An 18701-nucleotide genomic window follows, 5' to 3' on the forward strand; every position below is an offset into this window, starting at 1 on the left:
CCGCGTGCTCTATATCGAACGGAGATGCATGCTCGGCAAGGACAAAAGCATATCGACTGATTTCCGCTCCCGAGCCTGACTTGATGCAGTACTGTTTTCTGGTATCATTTCACGATGAAGAAGAAACATCGGGCCACGCTGGAGCAGATCTTCGCCCGACCGGTCAGCGGCACGATCCGCTGGTCGGACATTGAGGCGCTGTTCGTCGCGCTCGGGGCCGAGGTCAGTGAGCGCGAGGGGTCACGCATCGGCGTGTTTCTGTTCGGGCAGGTCAGGGTGTTTCACAGGCCGCACCCGACACCGGAGACGGACAAGGGCGCGGTCGCCAGCATCCGCAAATGGCTGGAAGAAAATGGAGTGACGCCATGAACAATGTGATCGAAATCGATGGCCACAAGGCCGTGGTCTCGCTCGATCCAGATCTCGGTCTCTTGCGCGGGGAGTTTCTAGGGCTGAACGGCGGAGCGGACTTCTACGGCGAAAGCATCGAGGCCCTGCGCCGGGAAGGCGCCATATCGCTCGCCGTCTTTCTGGAGATGTGCGCGGAAAAGGGCGTCGAGCCCCATCGACAGTTTTCCGGCAAGTTCAATCTACGACTCGATCCGAAGCTGCACGAGGCAGCCGTGATCGCAGCGCGTGCCAAAGACAAGAGCCTCAACGAATGGATCGCCGACGTCATAGCCGAGGCGGCTGAGCACTGATCATCCGTCCTGTTCGTGACTTCTGCGGATCCGGCGCACGACCCACCACACGCCTAACACGGCGAGTGGAACCGAGAGGCCGGTGATGATCGCGGGGTCGAAGGGCAGGACGTCATGCGGAATGGCCTTCACAGCATAACCGACCAGACCGACGACATAATAGGAAATAGCGGCGACCGAGAGGCCTTCCACCGTCTGCTGCAGTCGTAGCTGCATTTCGGCACGGCTGTTCATGGCGGTCAAAAGGTCGGAGTTCTGCCGCTCCAGCTCGACATCGATCCAGGAGCGGACAAGCGCGGTCGCACGCGACAGCTTGCGCGAGAGGTTGGCCTGGCGTTCCTCGACGGACTGGCAGGTGCGCATGGCGGGCGCGAGGCGGCGTTCGAGAAATGCCCCGAGCGTTTCGTGGCCGGGTACTGGTGTTTCATCCAGCGTCTTGATGCGTTCGCGCACGATGCCGTCATAGGCACGGCTTGCGCCGAAACGGTAAAGGCTCAAGGCCGCATTGGCTTCGAGCTCGGCGGCGAGACGCGTGAGTTCGGAGAGCATCTCGTCGGACTCGTCGCGGGCATGGGCCTTCATCCGCTGGGTGACGGCAGTCAGGCCGTCCTCGATGCGGCGAATCTCGGGCGAGAGCGTCTGGGCGAGCGGCAGGCCGAGCATGGCCATGGTGCGGTAGGTCTCGATGTCGAGCAGGCGCTGGACGACGGCGCCGCGACCGGCTTCGGTCATGCCTCTGTCGATGACGAGGATCTGGGTGAGGCCGTGACCGTCCTGGCGAAAGTCGGTGAGAACGGCTGCCTGGCCGTTCTTCAACTCGCTGTAGCAGAGGCTTGCGGGATCGAAGACGCCGCGCGCCTCAACCGTCTCCGGGCTCTCGGGTCTCAATTCAAGCCGAATGCCGGAGATCAGCGGCCCCGGCGCGGTGAAACCATCCCCGAAGGGATGGACGGGCACTTCTCCGCCGAACTTGTCCGGCAGAGGCCCGTCCCAAAACCAGGTCGAGAACTCCGTGTGCCGTTCCCAGCGCAACGTCCCCTGGCCCCAGGCGAGCGAATGATAACGGCCATTCTTCTCGGGCGGGGCGACGCCGCGAGCGCGCGACAGTTCCGAGATCGCAGCGTGATGGACCGCTGAGCCGCCATCCATCATGAAGGCAAGCTGAAAGATCACGCGGCCGGATTTGACCAGCGCATAAGGCCGCGCATGGATCTCCCCAAGCGCCAGCGCGCGCTCCGGCGCCATTGGAAATGCAAAATCACCCTTCGCCACGCCGATCGTCTCCCTTGCCCAGGCTGCAAGCTAGCAGCGCGTCGACTTCTGCGCAAAGGTGCAAACGTCACAGCTCGACCTTCCAGGACTGGAGCATTTCTAACTGGACAAGAAAGTTGACCAGTTAGCATTTCACTTGCTATGAAACGGTATGGAGAGAGGCTGATGAACGAAAGCGAAGAGACGCTGTTTTCCGGCGTAAGCCACAGCCGCACGGCAGACGAAGTGGTGCAGCAGATCGAGCTTCTGATCCTCGATGGCGTGCTGCGCGACGGAGATCGCCTGCCTGGCGAGCGGGAGCTTTCGCAATCGCTGGAGGTCTCCCGGCCAATCCTGCGTGATGCGCTGAAGGAGCTCGAAAGCCGGGGACTTCTGCTCAGCCATCATGGCGGCGGAACCTTCGTTGCCGACATCATCGGCCAGGTGTTTTCCAAGCCGGTCACCGATCTCATTTCGCGGCATGCCCGCGCCACGCGCGACTATCTCGAATATCGCCGAGAACTTGAGGGCCTGACGGCGGAGTTGGCCGCTCAGCGGGCGACGGAAACCGACAAGGCGCTGCTCACGCGGATCATCGAGGACATGCGCCGCGCGCATGTGGATCAGGAACCTGAGGACGAGCTCGCCGCCGATGTCGAGTTTCACAATGCCGTCGGCGAAGCGGCCCACAACATCATTCTGCTGCACACGATGCGCGCCTGTTACCGGCTCTTGTCGGAGGGCATCTTCTTCAATCGCAAGGCCGTGTTCTCGCTGCCCAATGCGCGGGAGCGGCTGCTCGAGCAGCATGTGGCCATCCATGACGCGATCCTCGACGGCGATCCCGAAGCGGCCAAGGCCGCAGCGCAGGCGCATATCGATTTCGTCATGCGCGCGGCCGACGAAAGCGCGCGGGCGGGCGAATGGGGACGCGTCGCGAAACTCAGGCTGATCCGGCGCGATGGCGGGCGCGGGAACCGCACTGCCGGCAATTCCAAGACGGAGACGAAAGCGTGAGCCAAGCCCAATCGCGGCCGAAGGTCGGCCTGTTTGCCACCTGCCTGGTCGACCTCTTCCGGCCGAGTGTCGGCTTTTCAGCCGCCAAGCTGATCGAGGATGCCGGCTGCGACGTGCATGTGCCGATCGCCCAGACCTGTTGCGGCCAACCGGCCTATAATTCCGGCGACACGAAGGATACGCGCGATCTGGCCAAACAGGTGATCGAGCAGTTCGAGGGCTTCGACTATGTCGTGGTGCCCTCCGGCTCCTGCGGCGCCATGCTGAAGATGCATTATCCGGAACTCTTCAAGGGCGACGTCCGCTGGGAAGAGCGCTGTCGGCGCTTCTCGGACAAGGTGTTCGAGCTCGTTTCCTTCCTGACCGACGTGCGCGGCATGACACGCGTGCAGGCGCAGCTCGACAGAAGCGTGACCTATCACGACAGCTGTTCGGGCTTGCGCGAGCTTGGCATCGCGAAACAGCCGCGCGCGCTGCTGTCGAGCGTCGAAGGGCTGGACCTCAAGGAGATGTCCGGACCAGATGTCTGCTGCGGGTTCGGCGGAACGTTCTGCGTCAAGTATCCCGATATCTCCGGCAAGATCGTCTCGAAGAAGACGGCAATGATTGCCGAGACCGGCGCCGAGCTGCTGCTCGCGGGCGACATGGGCTGCCTGATGAACATGGCGGGCAAGCTGAAGCGCGAGGGCTCATCCATCGAGGTGCGGCATGTCGCGGAAGTGCTGGCCGGCATGACCGACGGCCGGCCGATTGCCGGCAGCCGCAAGTAGTGGACACAAAGGGAGGACGAAGGCATGCAATTCACCGCCCCGCAGTTCAAGGACAATGCCGCCAGGGCGCTGGCCGACGGCCAGTTGCAGAAGGCGCTGACCAATGTCGAGAAGGGTTTCATCGCCAAGCGTGCGGCCGCCGTGGCCGCCCTTCCCGAATTCGACGCCCTGCGCGACAAGGGTCGCGAGATCAAGAACCATACGCTTGCCCATCTCGACCTCTATCTCGAAGCCTATGAGCGCAAGGTGACGGCATCAGGCGGACATGTGCACTGGGCGGAAAGTGCCGAGGATGCGCGCCGGCTGGTGCTCGACATCTGCCGGCGGGTCGGGGCCAAGACCGTGACCAAGGGCAAGTCGATGATCACCGAGGAGATCAACCTCAACGACTTCCTCTCCGAGCATGCGATCGAACCGGTCGAGACCGATCTCGGCGAATATATCATCCAGCTTCGCGGCGAACATCCTAGCCACATCATCGCGCCAGCCGTGCATCTTAACAAGGAGCAAGTGGAAGAGGATTTCCGCCGGGTGCATACGCATCTCGATGCCGATCGTGACCTGACGGCGCCGGAAACGCTGCTGTCGGAGGCGCGGCAGGTGCTGCGCAAGCGTTACTTCCAGGCCGATGTCGGCATCACAGGCGCGAACTTCCTGATCGCCGAAACGGGCACTTCCGTGATCGTCACCAATGAGGGCAATGGCGACCTGACGCAGTCGCTGCCGAAGGTGCACATCGTCGTCGCCTCCATCGAGAAGCTGGTGCCGACACTCGAAGACTGCTCGCAGATCCTGAGGCTCCTCGCCCGCTCCGCGACGGGTCAGGACATCTCGGTCTACACGACATTCTCCACCGGGCCGCGCCGCGCCGAGGACACTGATGGGCCGGAGGAGTATCACGTCATTCTGCTCGACAATGGCCGTACCGCGATGCTCGGCAGCGAATTCCAGGACATGCTGCGCTGCATCCGCTGTGGTGCCTGCATGAACCACTGTCCGGTCTATCACGCAGTCGGCGGCCACGCCTATGGTTCGGTCTATCCGGGGCCGATGGGCGCGGTGCTGACACCTTCGCTTTTCGGCGTCGACATTTCAGGCCACCTGCCGAATGCCTCGACCTTTTGCGGACGTTGCGAGAGCGTGTGCCCCATGCATATTCCGCTGCCAAAGATGATGCGGCACTGGCGCGAGCGCGAGTTCGAGAAGCACCTGAACCCGGCCACGGCACGCTACGGCCTCGGTGTCTGGGCCTTCTTTGCCAAGCGGCCGAAGCTTTACCGGCTGGCGGCGTCAGTCGGCGCGCGGATGTTGAGCGTCATTGGCGGCAGCCGCGGGCGGATCGCCGCCCTCCCCTTCGCGTCGGGCTGGACCAGCGTCCGCGATCTGCCGGCTCCGGAGGGACAGACCTTTGCCCAGCAATGGGCCGCACGCCAGAAGCAGGGAGCCTGACCCATGGACAGCCGCCAGGCCATTCTTTCCCGCATCCGTACCTCGCTGAAAGTGGGCGCAGGTGACACCGATCGTGCCGCAACTGTCGCTACACGACTTGCCGAGCGTCCGCGCGGGATTATCCCCAAGCGCGGCCAGCTGCCGGCCGAGGAGCGGCTGGCACTCTTCATCGCCATGGCCGAGAAATACAATGCGACGACGGAGCGGCTCACCTCGCGCGAGACCCTGCCTCAGTCGGTCGCCGAGTATCTCAAACAGCGCAATCTGCCGGCCTCGATCCGGATCGGTGCCGACACCAGACTTGTGAACCTGCCCTGGCAGAGCGCCGGAGCGCTTGAGATCCTGGATGGCGCCTCCGACGGCAACGACCTCGTCGCGGTCAGCCATGCCTTCGGCGGCATTGCCGAGACGGGTACGCTCTGCGTGCTCTCCGGCCCCGACAATCCGGTAACGCTCAACTTCCTGCCCGACCACCACATCGTCGTCGTCGCGGCATCTGACATCGTTGGCGACATGGAGAGCCTCTGGGCAAGTCTGCGCGCAGCACAGGGGGACATCATGCCGCGCACGGTCAACCTGATCACCGGGCCGTCGCGCTCGGCCGACATCGAGCAGACGCTGCTGCTCGGGGCGCATGGGCCGCGCGCGCTCCACATCGTCATCGTCGGAGAGCCTAGCCTAAACTGAGCTCACGGCGCACTTCCAACGGTGCGCCGACCCCAAAAATGGAACAATCGTATCGTCGAGGCGTTTCTTACGCTCTTCAAACGAACGAATTTTCCAGAGTGGGGATTATGGCTTTACCAACGGATCCGCACGAAACGCCGCGCATCGCGCTCGTTTCCACGCATGGCTACGTGGCCGCCCAGCCGCCTCTCGGGGCTGCCGATACCGGCGGCCAGGTGGTCTATGTTCTTGAGCTCGCAAAGAAAATAGCCCAGCTCGGACACAAGGTCGACATCTTCACCCGTCGCTTCGAAGACCAGCCCGAGATCGACGAGGTGGACGAGAATGTCCGGGTGGTGCGCATTCCCTGCGGCGGCCGCGACTTCATCGCCAAGGAATATCTCCACCGGCATCTGACGGAGTGGAATGAGAAGGCGCTACGCTGGATCAAGCGCGAGGGTCTCTCCTATCTCTTCATCAACAGCCATTACTGGGATGCCGGTGTGGCCGGACAGCGCCTGTCGGAGGCGCTGCGCGTTCCGCATATCCACACGCCGCATTCGCTCGGCATCTGGAAGAAGCGGCAGATGGAGACCGACTATCCCGAACGCGCCGACCTGTTCGAGCAGGAGTTCAACTTCAAGGAACGTATCCAGCACGAGTTGATCATCTATCGCAGCTGCCAGCTGGTGATCGCGACGACCCCCATCCAGCTGGACATGCTGACCGAGGATTACGGGCTGGCACGCAACCGCGTGCACATGATCCCGCCCGGCTATGATGACAATCGTTTCTATCCCGTGTCGGAATCCTCGCGGCAGATGGTACGCCAGCGCTTCGGATTCGAAGGCAAAACCGTCCTCGCCCTGGGGCGGCTTGCCACCAACAAGGGCTACGACCTTCTCATCGACGGCTTCTCAGTCCTCGCGGAACGCGTGCCCGACGCGCGGCTGAGGCTTGCGCTCGGCGGGGAGAACCTCGACGCGCAGGAACAGTCTATCCTCTCACAGCTCAAGCAGCAGGTTGCCGATCTCGGCATCACCGACAAGGTCGATTTCTCGGGCTTCATTCCGGACGAAGATCTGCCCGACATGTATCGCGCCGCCGATCTTTTCGTACTTTCCAGTCGCTACGAACCCTTCGGCATGACTGCGATCGAGGCAATGGCGAGCGGCACGCCGACGATCGTCACGATCCATGGCGGCCTCTTTCGGGCCGTCAGTTATGGCCGCCATGCGCTGTTTGCCGACCCCTTTGACAAGTACGATCTCGGCATCACCATGATGAAGCCTTTCAAGCATCCGAGGCTTTACGGGCGCTTGTCACGCATGGGGGCACACAAGGCCCGAAGCCTTTTCACCTGGACCGGGATCGCCCAGCAACTCGTGGCCCTTGTGGAAGGCCGTCCAGTGGCGCAAGCTCTCGAAGAAAGCGACTGGGCAGAGCCATGGAACGACGGGGATTGAAACCGGTACGCCTCTTTTCCTCCGACCTCGACGGAACGCTCGCGGGCGATCGCGACGCGTCGCGGGAGTTTGCGCGGCTCTGGCAGGCGCTGCCCTATGGGAAGCGCCCACTTCTCGTCTACAACAGTGGACGGCTGATCGAGGACATGCTCGACTTCACCCTCGCGGAAGGACTGCCGCCAGCGGATTTCCTGATCGGCGGCGTCGGCACGATGTTGCATTCGCAGACACATCCGCATCTATCGGAGCATTACACCGCGCTGATTGCTGAAGGGTTCGACGTCGATCTCATCGAAGCCGAGCTTGTCATGATGGAGCGGCTGACCCGCCAGCCGGCGCAGTACCAGCATGACTACAAGTCCAGCTGGTATCTGCATGACGCAACGGTCGAAGAAATCCTGGAACTGGAACAGCATCTCGCTGGTTCCGGACATCGTGCTCGGATCGTCTATTCCAGCGCGCGGGATCTCGATGTGCTGCCGGAAATCGCCGACAAGGGGAGAGCCCTGACCTGGCTCTGTGAAGAGATCGGAATCGCGCTCGATGAGGTCGTCGTCGCCGGAGACACCGGCAACGACCGGGCCATGTTTGAGCTGGATGGTGTGCGCGGGATCCTGCCCGGCAATGCTCTCCCCGAGCTCATCAGCCTGGCGCAGGGCAGAGCCGGCATGTTCTTGAGCCAAGGCGTCGCCGCAAACGGCGTGATCGACGGACTGAGACAATTTGGCGTATTCGCGGCATTCTAATCGGTCCCGATGTCGTAAAACGGCGATGCGTGGGTGCCGAATGTCGCATTGAATTGAACCCTGACGGTTCACACCTGTTAGGCAGCAATAACCATCGCGTGAAAAGCGCTGCTTTTTAATACTCGGCGTCGCGCCTTAAGGGTATTTCGGCGTATTCTCATCAACGAATCGAGGTGCAAGTTCATTGGGTATCATCGGCCGCATCACATCCAACCTCAAACTCATGCTGCAGCGTCCGCCGCGGCAGCAATTCGCTGCGATCTGTCATCGGACAAAGAAGAAGACGGGCGAACTCGAGGTTCTCGTGATCACCAGCCGGGATACCGGTCGCTGGGTCATTCCGAAGGGCTGGCACATGCCCGGGAAGCTGCCGCATGCGATTGCCGAACAGGAAGCGTATGAAGAGGCTGGCATCAAGGGCAAGGCGTGCCGCGAACCCTTCGGCTACTATAGCTACATGAAGCGCATGCGGGGTGGGCATCAGGTGCTGACCCGCGTGCAGGTGCATGCCCTGGAAGTCAAAAGCCTGCTCAAGGAGTTTCCTGAGAAAGGCAGCCGCAATCTCGAATGGGTGAGCTGCCAGGAAGCGGCATCCCGAGTGGACGAACCGGAGCTCAAGGCACTGTTCCTTGCCTTCGGAAAGCAAACCAATCCCGTCGCCGACAGTCTCAAGATCAAGGCCAACGTCGCCTGAAACTTCTTGTCACGATACTGTCATATTGAACCCAAGAGACTTTGCCGCTAGGCCTTCGGGATCGAAGCGAAGTCTGCGGTGATTTGGTCGCCACCTTCGTTTCACATCATTCTGCCACCATGTCACGTATGAGGAACCGGAAGGGAGCCTCTTCCGGAAAGCATTTGCCATGGGCAAGACGACGCCAAAGCTCGTAAAGCCGACCCTCGACAAGGATCTGGAGAAGATCGCGCATGTCGAAGAAGCCTCGCAGTATGTCTCGCGAGGACTTGCCCCCTATGGTCTGGCGCTGATATTTCTCATACTGGCCGCGATCGTCGCCGCGGGCGCCGCCATGGACCGGCCCGGCACGACCATCGTCATGGCCGCCGCAGCGCTGGCTGCCTACATGGCGATGAACATCGGCGCCAATGACGTCACCAACAATGTCGGCCCGGCTGTCGGCGCCCGCGTCATCAGCATGGGCGCGGCTCTGGCGATGGCGGTGGTGTTCGAGATTGCCGGTGCGATGATCGCCGGCGACCAGGTGGTCGCGACCATATCGCAAGGGATCATCGATCCTTCGGTGACGCCGACGGCCAGCGCCTATGTCTGGGTGATGATGGCAGCCCTGCTCTCGGCCGGGCTCTGGGTGAATTTCGCCACCTGGGTGAACGCGCCGGTGTCGACCACCCATTCGATCGTCGGCGGCGTACTCGGCGCAGGCGTGGCAGCGGCCGGCATCGGCAGCCTCAACTGGGGCGTTGTCGCCGGGATCACCGGAAGCTGGGTGATCTCGCCGCTTCTCGGCGGCGCAATCGCCGCGCTGGTGCTCGCCTTCATCAAGGAATTCATCATCTACCGTGAAGACAAGATCGAAGCTGCGAAGCGCTGGGTTCCGGTCCTGATCGCGGTCATGACCGCAACCTTCATCACCTATCTCAGCCTCGAGGGTCTGAGCCAGATCATGACGATCGGACTGAAAACCGCCGTTGTGATCGGTCTTGCCTGTGGCCTGGTCGCCTGGGTTGTCGTCAAGCCGCTTATCCGCCATCAGGCGGCGGGGCTCGAAAACCGCAACCAGTCGCTGCGCAAACTCTTCCGTCTGCCGTTGATCTTCGCGGCAGCCCTTCTTTCCTTCGCCCATGGCGCCAACGACGTCGCCAACGCCATCGGCCCCCTCACAGGGATTGTCGAGGCCACGCGCGCCGGCGGCCTCGTGGAGGGCGGGCAGCCGCAGCTCTGGGTCGTGATGATCGGCGCAATCGGGATTTCCCTCGGCATCCTGCTCTTCGGCCCGCGCCTGATCCGCATCGTCGGCGAAGAGATCACCAAGCTCAACCCGATGCGGGCCTATTGTGTCTCGCTGTCGACAGCGACGACCGTGATCCTCGCTTCCGCACTCGGGCTTCCCGTCAGCTCGACCCATATCGCCGTGGGTGCCGTATTCGGTGTCGGTTTCTTCCGCGAATGGTACACCCGCAACTCGAAGCGCCGCGTCGAATACATGCGGGCCAAGGCGGAGCGCTGGGAGGTGGAGCCGAAGCCCGAACGCAACTCCGAAGAGGTTCGCCGGCGCTACCTCGTGCGCCGCTCTCATTTCATGACGATCGTCGCGGCGTGGATCATTACCGTTCCGGCGTCTGCGGCCCTTGCAGCTCTGCTCTATTGGGTTATGTCTCAGCTCGCTCTTTGATCCCGGAGACGAGACTTCATGCGTGCCAATTACCGGATGCAGCGGCTCTATGTGACCGCCGACCTCAACTTGAATCAGGCCTTCGAGGCGACGGCGGAGCAGTTCAACTACCTCGCCAATGTGCTGCGCTTCGAGGACGGGGCTGAGCTTCTCGTCTTCAACGGACGACAGGGCGAGTGGAAAGCGGCAGTGCATTTTCCGACGCGCAAGAAGATCCTGATCACGCCTGTCGAAGAGACGCGGCCGCAGCCTGAGGTTCCAGACCTGCATTTCCTTTTTGCCCCGCTGAAGGTCGGCCGGATGGACTATCTGATCCAGAAGGCGGTGGAGATGGGTGCCGGCGTGCTGCAGCCCGTCATGACACAGCATGTGCAGGGCAAGATCGGCAGCGTGGACCGGCTGCAGGCCAATGCGGTCGAGGCCGCCGAACAATGCGGCATCCTCGCAATACCCAGGGTCTTCGAGCCGGTGAAGCTTCGAGACCTTCTCGACCGCTGGCCGGCGCAGCGCAGGATCATCTATTGCGACGAGGACAGCGCGACGCAGAACCCTCTGCCCGCCCTGTCGCGCATCGAGGAAAGGTCGCTTGCACTGCTGGTCGGCCCGGAAGGCGGCTTCTCAGACGAGGAACGCGTGCTCCTGCGGTCCCTGCCTTTCGTGACGGCCATTCCTCTCGGCCCGCGCATCCTCAGAGCAGACACGGCAGCAGTGGCTGCATTGGCCGTCGTCCAGGCTGCGATCGGCGACTGGCGCTAGTCTCTTCCCGCATCTCAAGTCGTTCCAGTTTTTTGAGCCGTGCTGCAGAGAATTTCACTTGCACGGCACATAAATCCGGTTCAATCAGCCACAGTGATGGGCCTGCTCGTGCCCACCGGCGACGCCCAGCAAGGTATCTTTCATGGCCCGTGATACGACCGACCAGACCCCTCTCGGCACTCTCGACGACATGGCTGCCTATATGGCCGCCGGGTCCAAGCCGAAGGAGAAATTCCGGATCGGCACCGAACACGAGAAGTTCGCCTTCTTCCGCTCCGACAACAGCCCCGTTCCCTATTTCGGCGAGGCCAGCATCTGTGCGCTTTTGAAGGGCATGCAAGAGAAGCTCGGCTGGGAGCCGATCATCGACGGCGAGAACATCATCGGGCTTGGCGAACAGCACGGCATGGGCGCGATCTCGATCGAGCCGGGCGGCCAGTTCGAACTCTCGGGCGCGCCGCTCGAAACGCTGCACCAGACCTGCAAGGAATCAAACCAGCATCTGGCCGTTCTGCGCGAGGTCGCAGAACCCATGGGCATCCGTTTCCTCGGTATCGGTGGCAGCCCGAAATGGTCGCTTGCCGAGACGCCGCGCATGCCGAAGTCGCGCTACGACATCATGACCCGCTACATGCCGAAGGTTGGCAGCCAGGGTCTCGACATGATGTACCGGACCTGCACGATCCAGGTTAACCTCGACTTCTCGTCAGAAGCCGACATGCGCCAAAAGATGCGGGTGTCGATGAAGCTGCAGTCGCTGGCGACCGCGCTTTTCGCCTCTTCCCCATTCACCGAGGGCAAGCCGAACGGGCTTCTCTCATGGCGCGGTGACATCTGGCGTGACACCGACAATCGCCGTGCAGGTGTCCTGCCCTTCACCTTCTCCAAGGACTTCTCCTTTGGCGACTATGTTGCCTGGGCGATCGATGCCCCGATGTATTTCATCGTGCGCGACGGCCGCTATCACGACTGTACCCACATCACCTTCCGCCAGTTCATGGACGGGGCGCTGAAGGGCGAGGTCGCCGAATGGGAACCGCAGCAGGGCGACTGGACCAACCATCTGTCGACGCTCTTCCCCGATGTGCGCCTGAAGCGCTTCCTGGAGATGCGTGGCGCCGATGGTGGCCCATGGCGGCGCATCTGTGCGCTGCCGGCTCTCTGGGTCGGCCTGCTCTATGATGAGACAGCGCTTAATGCGGCAGACGATCTGACTGCAAATTGGACGGTCGAAGATGTCATCGCCATGCGCGATGCAGTGCCCTCCCAGGGCCTGAAGGCATCGGTCGCCGGTCGCCCGCTGATGGAGGTCGCCCGCGAGGTGGTCGAGCTTTCCCGTAAGGGCCTGAAGGCTCGTGCCCGCCTCAACGGCGACGGCCAGGACGAGAGCGTGTTTCTCAACACGCTCGACGAGGTGCTAGCCAAGCGTACGACGCTCGCAGACGACATGCTTGCGCTCTATCACGGTCGCTGGAACGGATCGGTAGAGCCGGTCTTCGAAGAGTATCAATACTAAGGCGAAGTCAGGTCGCGAGCTCGCCTTTCTGCGGTTGGCAAAAAGCGGTTTGCCTCAGGGCCTTTCCGGATATAGTGCTGTTACATCTGCACGCATCCGGGGAGAAATGCCATGCTGCCACTGTTCGACATGATGCTGCAGGCTCAGAACGGGACCGCCATGGAGGCGATGGCGAAGCAATTCGGCCTCGCGCAGGAGCAGGCGGCCAAGGCGGTCGCGGCGCTCATGCCGGCCTTCGCCTCCGGTTTCAAGCGAAATGCCACCAATCCCTATGATTTTTCGGCCCTTGTCCAGGCGATGACCTCGGGCAATTATGCCAAGTATTTCGAGGACATGAGCTCGGCCTTCACACCACAGGGCATTGCCGACGGAAACCAGATCCTGCAGCAACTCTTCGGCTCCAAAGAGGTGTCGCGGGCAATCGCGGCGCAGGCGGCCCAGTTTACCGGGATCGGACAGGACATCTTCAAACAGATGATGCCCGCCATGGCGGATGCGCTGATGGGCGGGTTGTTCAAACAGACCACAGGTCAGTTCACCGGGGCGAATGCCTTCGCCGGCACGCCCATGGGCGCGATGATGCAGCAGTGGCTGGAAAACACAGGGCTGCAGCCAAAGCCTCAGCCCCAGGCTGCCACGATGTTCGACAATCCGTTTACACGCGCCTTCCAGGAGATGATGGGCACGGCGCAGAGAAAACCGGAGCCGCAGGCGACCGCCAATCCCTTTCTCGACAATCCCTTCACCAAGGCGTTCCAGGACATGGCGGCAGCCTATACGACGCAGATGACGGGACAGGCGGCAGAGCCGCCGAAGGCCGCGCCCGAACCTGCGAAGACGCCAGAGAAAGAAGCACAGGAAAGCTTTGCGGCCATGGTCAACACCATGTTCGACAGTGGGCTTGAGGTGCAGAAGAGCTACCAGAAGAGCATGGAGCAGATCTTCGACACCTATCTTTCGGCTTCACGCAAGGATGCCCCGCAACCGGCAGACCCGGCACCGGACGCCAAGAACTGAGCCGTCACGACCCCGGTGAAACGACAAACGGCGCGGTTTCCCGCGCCGCTCTGCATTTCGGCTTCACTTCTCTCTCAGAACTCTTCCCACTCGCCTTCGGGCTTACCATTGTCCTTCGCCTGATTGAGCTTGGCGCCTAGACCAATCGAGATCTTGTCCATCAGCGAGCGTGCCGGCGAGGCAACTGCACGGCTTCCGGCTTCCGCAGGGGCGACTTTGGGCTTGAGGAAGGAGCGCGACGCAGGCTTTGGAGCACCGTTCGCTGGCGACGGCTGGGACGTTGCCGGGGAGACGGGACGGCTGAAACCCGTGTCGCGCTGGTCGGCGAAGCGGTTCTGCAGGGTCGAGGCATTGGCCTCGAGCGTGAACTGGCCGACGAGACCGGAGAGCATCTCGGCGTCGCGGGTCAGCCCCGCCATGTCGGCATTGGTCTGCTCGGCCGCCCGTGCGTTCTGCTGGGTGACATTCTCCATGCGGGCAACCGCATCATTGATCTCGTTGAGGCTTGCGGATTGCTGCTTGGCGGCCGATGCGATGGAATGGATGTGATCACCGATCTGGACGACCTGGCCGGCGATCGAGGACAGGACGGTGCCGGTTTCACGAACCATGCCGACCCCGGTTGCGACTTCCTCGCCAGACTTGGTGATAAGTGCCTTGATGTCCTTGGCAGCCGTTGCCGAACGCTGGGCGAGTTCTCGAACCTCTTGGGCAACCACCGCAAAGCCCTTGCCGGCTTCACCGGCTCGCGCGGCTTCGACACCGGCGTTCAGAGCCAGCAGGTTCGTCTGGAAGGCGATCTCGTCGATCACGTTGATGATCTTTGAGATTTCGCTTGAGGCATTCTCGATGCGCTGCATGGCGTCGACGGCACCGCCGACGATCTCGCCGGAACGGTCAGAATTCGCGCGGGCTTCGCGGGCGAGACGAGAGGCGTTCTCCGCGCGCTCCGAGGAATGCCGGATTGCGTCCATGATCTGACGGATGGCGGTCGATGTCTCCACCAGGGCTGCTGCCTGTTGTTCCGTGCGCTGGCTGAGATCGGCCGTGGACGAACTGACCGTGCCGCTCTTGCGATTAATCTCGGCGACATTTCCATGAACCGCGGCGACCGTCCCGGAGAGGCGCTCGAGCGAGGCATTGAAGTCCAGACGCAGACGATCGAGATTGCCGGCCAGCGGCTGGCGGATCGTGCCGGTCAGATCGCCATTGGCGAGGCGCTGAAGTCCGGCCCCCAGGATCTCGATGGCTTCGGTCAGCTCCGACTGGGCGGCGGCACGTTCGGCCTCGCGCTGCTGACGTTCGCTTTCCGTGACAGACCGACGGTTTTCGTTTTCTGCTTCCAGTTGGCGCTTGTCGATTTCAGCCTGGCGGAAGACAGCAACGGAACGGACCATGTCGCCGATCTCATCCGAGCGGTTGATACCCTTCAGCTCGATATCGGTATTGCCGTCCGCCAGCTGGCCCATGGATTGGACAAGTTCGGAGATCGGGCGCGTCAGACTGCGCGAGAAGATGAAACCGACCGCAGAGCCGACTAGCACGAGCAAGGCCCCCATGCCGACCGACTTCATGCCAGCATCGACCAGTTGCGAAGCCACTTCGTCTTCTCCGATCAGAGCCACGACAGACCAGCGGACATCACCGAAATCGAGGGGTACGACCGCTGCATGGCTCGTGATGCCACGGTAGCCTTCGATTTCGCCGGTTGCATCCTCACCGTTCATCGCGCTTGCCAGCATCGGAGACGACAGGCTGACCTTCAGGCTGTCGACGTCGGATGTGCGGGCGCTGTCGGAGACCAGCATGCCTGACTTGCTGACCAGGAGTGTTTCGCCGCTCTGGCCCAGACCCCGGGTGTTGCCAAAAATGGCGTTCAGTTGATCGTTCGGCAACTGGTATGCGAGGACGCCAAGCTTGCGCTCGTTCATGATGATCGGCACAGCGATAAAGGCCGCCGGCGCGCCGGCGGAAGGCTCATAGGCCTCGAAATCCGAATTGGCAAACACCTCGGGATCGTCGCTGGCAATTGCCTTCTTGAAAACCTGCGCCAGTCCGGAGTCCTTGTAGGGGCCGGTCAACAGATTGGTACCGAAGTCGCGCTCTTTCTGGACCGTATAGACGATGTTGCCTTCGGCATCGATCAGGAAGATATCATAGTAACCCTGCGCCTTCAGATGCTTCAGGAAGGTCGCGTGGCCCTGGCGGTGGGCACGGTCGTAGCTGTCCTTCTTGGCGCTGTCGAGGTTGTACTTCTCGCCGACCGGGCTGGGATTGTCGTCGATGTAGCGCTTCTGCAATTCGGCAGCCGGGTTCTCGCCGAGCTTTGGCCAGGCGCCGGTGATGCCGAAGAGGGCCTGCTGTGTCATCATGTCGGCTGCCGTGCCACGCGCATCCAGCCTGATCGCCTCAAGGAAGCGCCGTGCCTCGTTGCGCCGACCGTCGGCGGTCGCCTCCAACTGCTGGTAAACCTGCTCATCAAGAATTCGGATCTGCTGCACAAGACCGATCGCCACGGAAGCACTCAGGATTACGAGGGCAAACAACGTGGCAGCCAGGGGCAGCTTGGTCGATATACGCATGAGGGGTCTCCGAAACAGGTAGCACGTCAGGCATGTCAATCGCTGACATACGCGCGTTAGCAACAGGTTACTTCCCGCCGCTTTTCCTCTCCTATTTCACACCATTCATTATTATTTTAGCGTTTACAAAAAAGCCCGGTCCAAGAATTTGGGACCGGGCAAGAGGCAGGGCTGTTGGCTATCACCCTGCGGGGATGGAAAGCGTGTTCAGTCAGTCTTCTGACCGCGAAGGGATCGTTCGGCGCGACGGCGCGCCAGACGCGTCAGATGCTGCGAAGGATCGTCAGCATAACCGTGGCGACGCAAGACATCCTGAACTTCACCTCGCGTGAGGCCGAGGTCATTCAGGAGACGTTCGTCGAGATCGGCCAGGCTGTTTACAGCAAGACGATTGCGAAGCGTCACGCGAAGGGATCGGAACCATGCATTGAGGCGAGCCAGACGCGCGGCAAGCGTCCGGTTCGGCAGGTCAACGGCGAGGTCGAGGTCAAAATCGAGGATCCGATCGTTCGTGCGCATGGCATCTTCCTTTCAGCAGGCACGAGGGACTTGCCCCGTCCGCGAACACGGACAGGAGACGAGGGTTGGAGGTGGGTGTTTGGCCGGAGACCGGTCGGTGAGGATGACGATCATGAAGATGGCGAAAGGATATTGATCAGTCCAACGAATGTTTCTAATGATAACCATCAACCCTTCTTATGGATGACACCCATGTCGGCCCCTCTCGATATCGATCAGTTGCAGACCTTCATTGCCATCGTCGACACCGGCAGCTTCACCAAGGCGGCCGGACGAGTTTTCAAGACGCAGTCCGCCGTATCCATGCAGATGCGGCGCCTTGAAGAGCGGGTCGGCAAACAGCTCTTCATCAAGGATGGGCGCGGCAACCGGCTCACAGCCGATGGCGACAAGCTGCTGAACTATGCACGGCGCATTATTCGGCTGAATTCCGAGGCAATCGCCGCCTTCGATGACAACCGCCTCGAAGGAACGCTTCGGATCGGCACACCGGACGATTACGCCGACCGCTACATGCCCGAGATCATTGGACGCTTTGCCAAGACACATCCCAACGTGGAGCTTTACATCGTCTGTGAGCCTTCGATGGATCTTGCGGAGAAGATGGCCAAGGGCGAACTGGACATTGCGCTCGTCACCCACAATCCGCTTCTGCGGCAGTCGGATGTCGTGCGTACCGAACCGCTCTGCTGGGTGGGTTCGGCCAACCATCCGCTGAAGGACGACGCGCCGGTGCCCCTTGCCGTCGGAAGACGCGACTGCCAGTGGCGACAACTTGCCTGTTCGGCCCTCGATGCCGATGGGCGCGATTACCAGATCCTGTTCACCAGTTGGTCTTCGACCGTGGTCGCAGCCGCCGTGCTCGCGGGTATGGCCGTATCGATCCTGCCGGAATCAGCCTTGAGAACGGGCATGAAGGTACTGACCGCCAATGACGGCTTCCCTCCGCTTCCGCCGGTACAGATCGGACTTATGAAGCGGCCCGGCCTGTCCACATCGCTGCTCAATGCGATTACCGACCACATCACCGCCTGTCTCGACAACATCACGCCGGCACAGGCGGAAGACGACATGGATGGAGAGCCGAAGACCTATTCGCGCTATTATCCACGGCTGCGCGCCGGGCATATGATTCCGGGCTGGTAGCTGCTTCAATAGGCAAAGATGTTGGCGCGAACGATGCGGTGCCACTGATCGAGGTGGGCTGCCGCGATATCGTCCGACTGGCGGGTCGTGAAGCGGATAACCTCGCCTGTGGCCAGGATCATCAGCTTCAGGTTGACGCGGAACCGCTCAAAATCCTCCGCGGGGATGAGGTGTGCCAGGTCGCGGTAGAAGCTGGTGATGATCTTTTCATGGAAGTCGCTGGAGAGCTGAAGCAGATCATTGTCGGTTGCGATGGCCTGCCAGAGCGCCATGTAGATGGGTTGCTGACGAAACATGGCGTGCAGTTGCATCAGGCTGTCGGCTGCCCGGTCTGCCGCCTCGTCAAGCGACTGGACACCCAGGAAGACCTGGCGGATGAAGTCTTCCAGCTCCGCTGAGAAGCGGTCATGCACGGCCTTGATGACCGCGACCTTCTGGGGAAAGAACTGGTAGAGTGAGCCGATCGAGATTCCGGCACGCTGAGCGATCTCGCTCATGGTCGTGTCGTGAACGCCTTTCTCCAGAAACAGGAGAACCGTCGCTTCAAGGATTGCCTCCAGCCGCTGTATGCTTCGTTCCTGTTGCGGCGTTTTTCGCGGCTGCAGTCGACCGTCCATGGTGTGCTCGCTCAATCAAATCGTCCTTGGGTTCATCCCAAGGTTTCACGTTGCCAATGGCATAGGTAACGGTTGTGGCCAAAAGGTTAATCCGGGGTCACCACAACCACTTT

General features: G+C 61.6%; 18 protein-coding genes. 14 read left to right on the forward strand and 4 right to left on the reverse strand.

Features of this window, described 5'->3' with window-relative positions; genetic code table 11:
• Positions 1-114: 114 nt before the first annotated feature.
• On the forward strand, positions 115-369 hold the full coding sequence (locus H6M51_RS09520) for a type II toxin-antitoxin system HicA family toxin (RefSeq protein WP_185809616.1): 255 nt from the start codon (positions 115-117) through the stop codon (positions 367-369).
• Positions 366-701, forward strand: a complete 336-nt coding sequence (locus H6M51_RS24620) for a type II toxin-antitoxin system HicB family antitoxin (protein ID WP_185809617.1) — start codon at positions 366-368, stop codon at positions 699-701. Before H6M51_RS09520 ends, H6M51_RS24620 begins: the two co-directional genes overlap by 4 nt.
• Here the strand turns inward: H6M51_RS24620 and H6M51_RS09530 are convergent, their stop codons facing one another.
• Positions 702-1973 carry a DUF3422 family protein gene (locus H6M51_RS09530; RefSeq protein WP_185809618.1) on the reverse strand — a complete coding sequence of 424 codons (1272 nt, stop codon included), beginning with the start codon at positions 1971-1973 and terminating at the stop codon, positions 702-704.
• A gap of 165 nt (positions 1974-2138) precedes the next feature.
• On the opposite strand from H6M51_RS09530, the gene H6M51_RS09535 reads away from it, so the two are divergent.
• The 11 genes from H6M51_RS09535 to H6M51_RS09585 all read left to right on the forward strand — a co-directional run bounded on the left by H6M51_RS09535 (position 2139) and on the right by H6M51_RS09585 (position 13724).
• Complete coding sequence (locus tag H6M51_RS09535; RefSeq protein WP_185809619.1) at positions 2139-2969, forward strand: FadR/GntR family transcriptional regulator; 831 nt, start codon at positions 2139-2141, stop codon at positions 2967-2969.
• Entirely contained in the window at positions 2966-3739 is a 774-nt protein-coding gene (locus H6M51_RS09540; RefSeq protein WP_185809620.1) for a (Fe-S)-binding protein, read from the forward strand. The genes H6M51_RS09535 and H6M51_RS09540 overlap by 4 nt, the downstream gene beginning before the upstream one ends.
• Before the next feature lie 24 nt (positions 3740-3763).
• Complete coding sequence (locus tag H6M51_RS09545; RefSeq protein ID WP_185809621.1) at positions 3764-5188, forward strand: LutB/LldF family L-lactate oxidation iron-sulfur protein; 1425 nt, start codon at positions 3764-3766, stop codon at positions 5186-5188.
• Between the two features lie 3 nt (positions 5189-5191).
• Positions 5192-5875 (forward strand): lactate utilization protein, encoded by a 684-nt coding sequence (locus H6M51_RS09550; protein WP_185809622.1) that lies wholly within the window; start codon positions 5192-5194, stop codon positions 5873-5875.
• Positions 5876-5982: 107 nt separating this feature from the next.
• Complete coding sequence (locus H6M51_RS09555; RefSeq protein ID WP_185809623.1) at positions 5983-7320, forward strand: glycosyltransferase family 1 protein; 1338 nt, start codon at positions 5983-5985, stop codon at positions 7318-7320.
• Positions 7317-8066: an HAD-IIB family hydrolase gene (locus tag H6M51_RS09560; protein ID WP_185809624.1), complete on the forward strand. Its 750-nt coding sequence runs from the start codon at positions 7317-7319 to the stop codon at positions 8064-8066. Before H6M51_RS09555 ends, H6M51_RS09560 begins: the two co-directional genes overlap by 4 nt.
• Before the next feature lie 184 nt (positions 8067-8250).
• Positions 8251-8760 (forward strand): NUDIX hydrolase, encoded by a 510-nt coding sequence (locus H6M51_RS09565; RefSeq protein ID WP_185809625.1) that lies wholly within the window; start codon positions 8251-8253, stop codon positions 8758-8760.
• A gap of 169 nt (positions 8761-8929) precedes the next feature.
• Positions 8930-10435 carry an inorganic phosphate transporter gene (locus H6M51_RS09570; RefSeq protein WP_185809626.1) on the forward strand — a complete coding sequence of 502 codons (1506 nt, stop codon included), beginning with the start codon at positions 8930-8932 and terminating at the stop codon, positions 10433-10435.
• An 18-nt stretch (positions 10436-10453) separates the two neighbouring features.
• Complete coding sequence (locus H6M51_RS09575; RefSeq protein ID WP_185809627.1) at positions 10454-11191, forward strand: 16S rRNA (uracil(1498)-N(3))-methyltransferase; 738 nt, start codon at positions 10454-10456, stop codon at positions 11189-11191.
• 142 nt (positions 11192-11333) lie between these two features.
• Positions 11334-12707 (forward strand): glutamate--cysteine ligase, encoded by a 1374-nt coding sequence (locus tag H6M51_RS09580; RefSeq protein WP_185809628.1) that lies wholly within the window; start codon positions 11334-11336, stop codon positions 12705-12707.
• A gap of 111 nt (positions 12708-12818) precedes the next feature.
• A complete protein-coding gene (locus H6M51_RS09585) occupies positions 12819-13724 on the forward strand; it encodes a DUF937 domain-containing protein (protein WP_185809629.1) in 906 nt (301 codons plus the stop codon).
• Positions 13725-13798: 74 nt separating this feature from the next.
• Here H6M51_RS09585 and H6M51_RS09590 read toward each other — a convergent pair whose 3' ends face one another.
• Complete coding sequence (locus H6M51_RS09590) at positions 13799-16306, reverse strand: methyl-accepting chemotaxis protein (RefSeq protein WP_162548121.1); 2508 nt, start codon at positions 16304-16306, stop codon at positions 13799-13801.
• 207 nt (positions 16307-16513) lie between these two features.
• The gene (locus tag H6M51_RS09595) at positions 16514-16825 is read right to left on the reverse strand and encodes a DUF1127 domain-containing protein (protein WP_162548120.1); all 312 of its coding nucleotides are present in this window, start codon (positions 16823-16825) and stop codon (positions 16514-16516) included.
• Positions 16826-17017: 192 nt separating this feature from the next.
• Between H6M51_RS09595 and H6M51_RS09600 the strand changes: the two genes are divergently transcribed.
• Positions 17018-17971 (forward strand): LysR substrate-binding domain-containing protein, encoded by a 954-nt coding sequence (locus H6M51_RS09600; RefSeq protein WP_185809630.1) that lies wholly within the window; start codon positions 17018-17020, stop codon positions 17969-17971.
• Between the two features lie 5 nt (positions 17972-17976).
• Here the strand turns inward: H6M51_RS09600 and H6M51_RS09605 are convergent, their stop codons facing one another.
• A complete protein-coding gene (locus H6M51_RS09605; protein WP_246780453.1) occupies positions 17977-18603 on the reverse strand; it encodes a TetR/AcrR family transcriptional regulator in 627 nt (208 codons plus the stop codon).
• Between the last annotated feature and the right edge of the window lie 98 nt (positions 18604-18701).

It is taken from the genome of Rhizobium sp. AQ_MP, assembly GCF_014237835.1.
In the GTDB taxonomy this organism is placed as follows: Bacteria; Pseudomonadota; Alphaproteobacteria; order Rhizobiales; family Rhizobiaceae; genus Allorhizobium.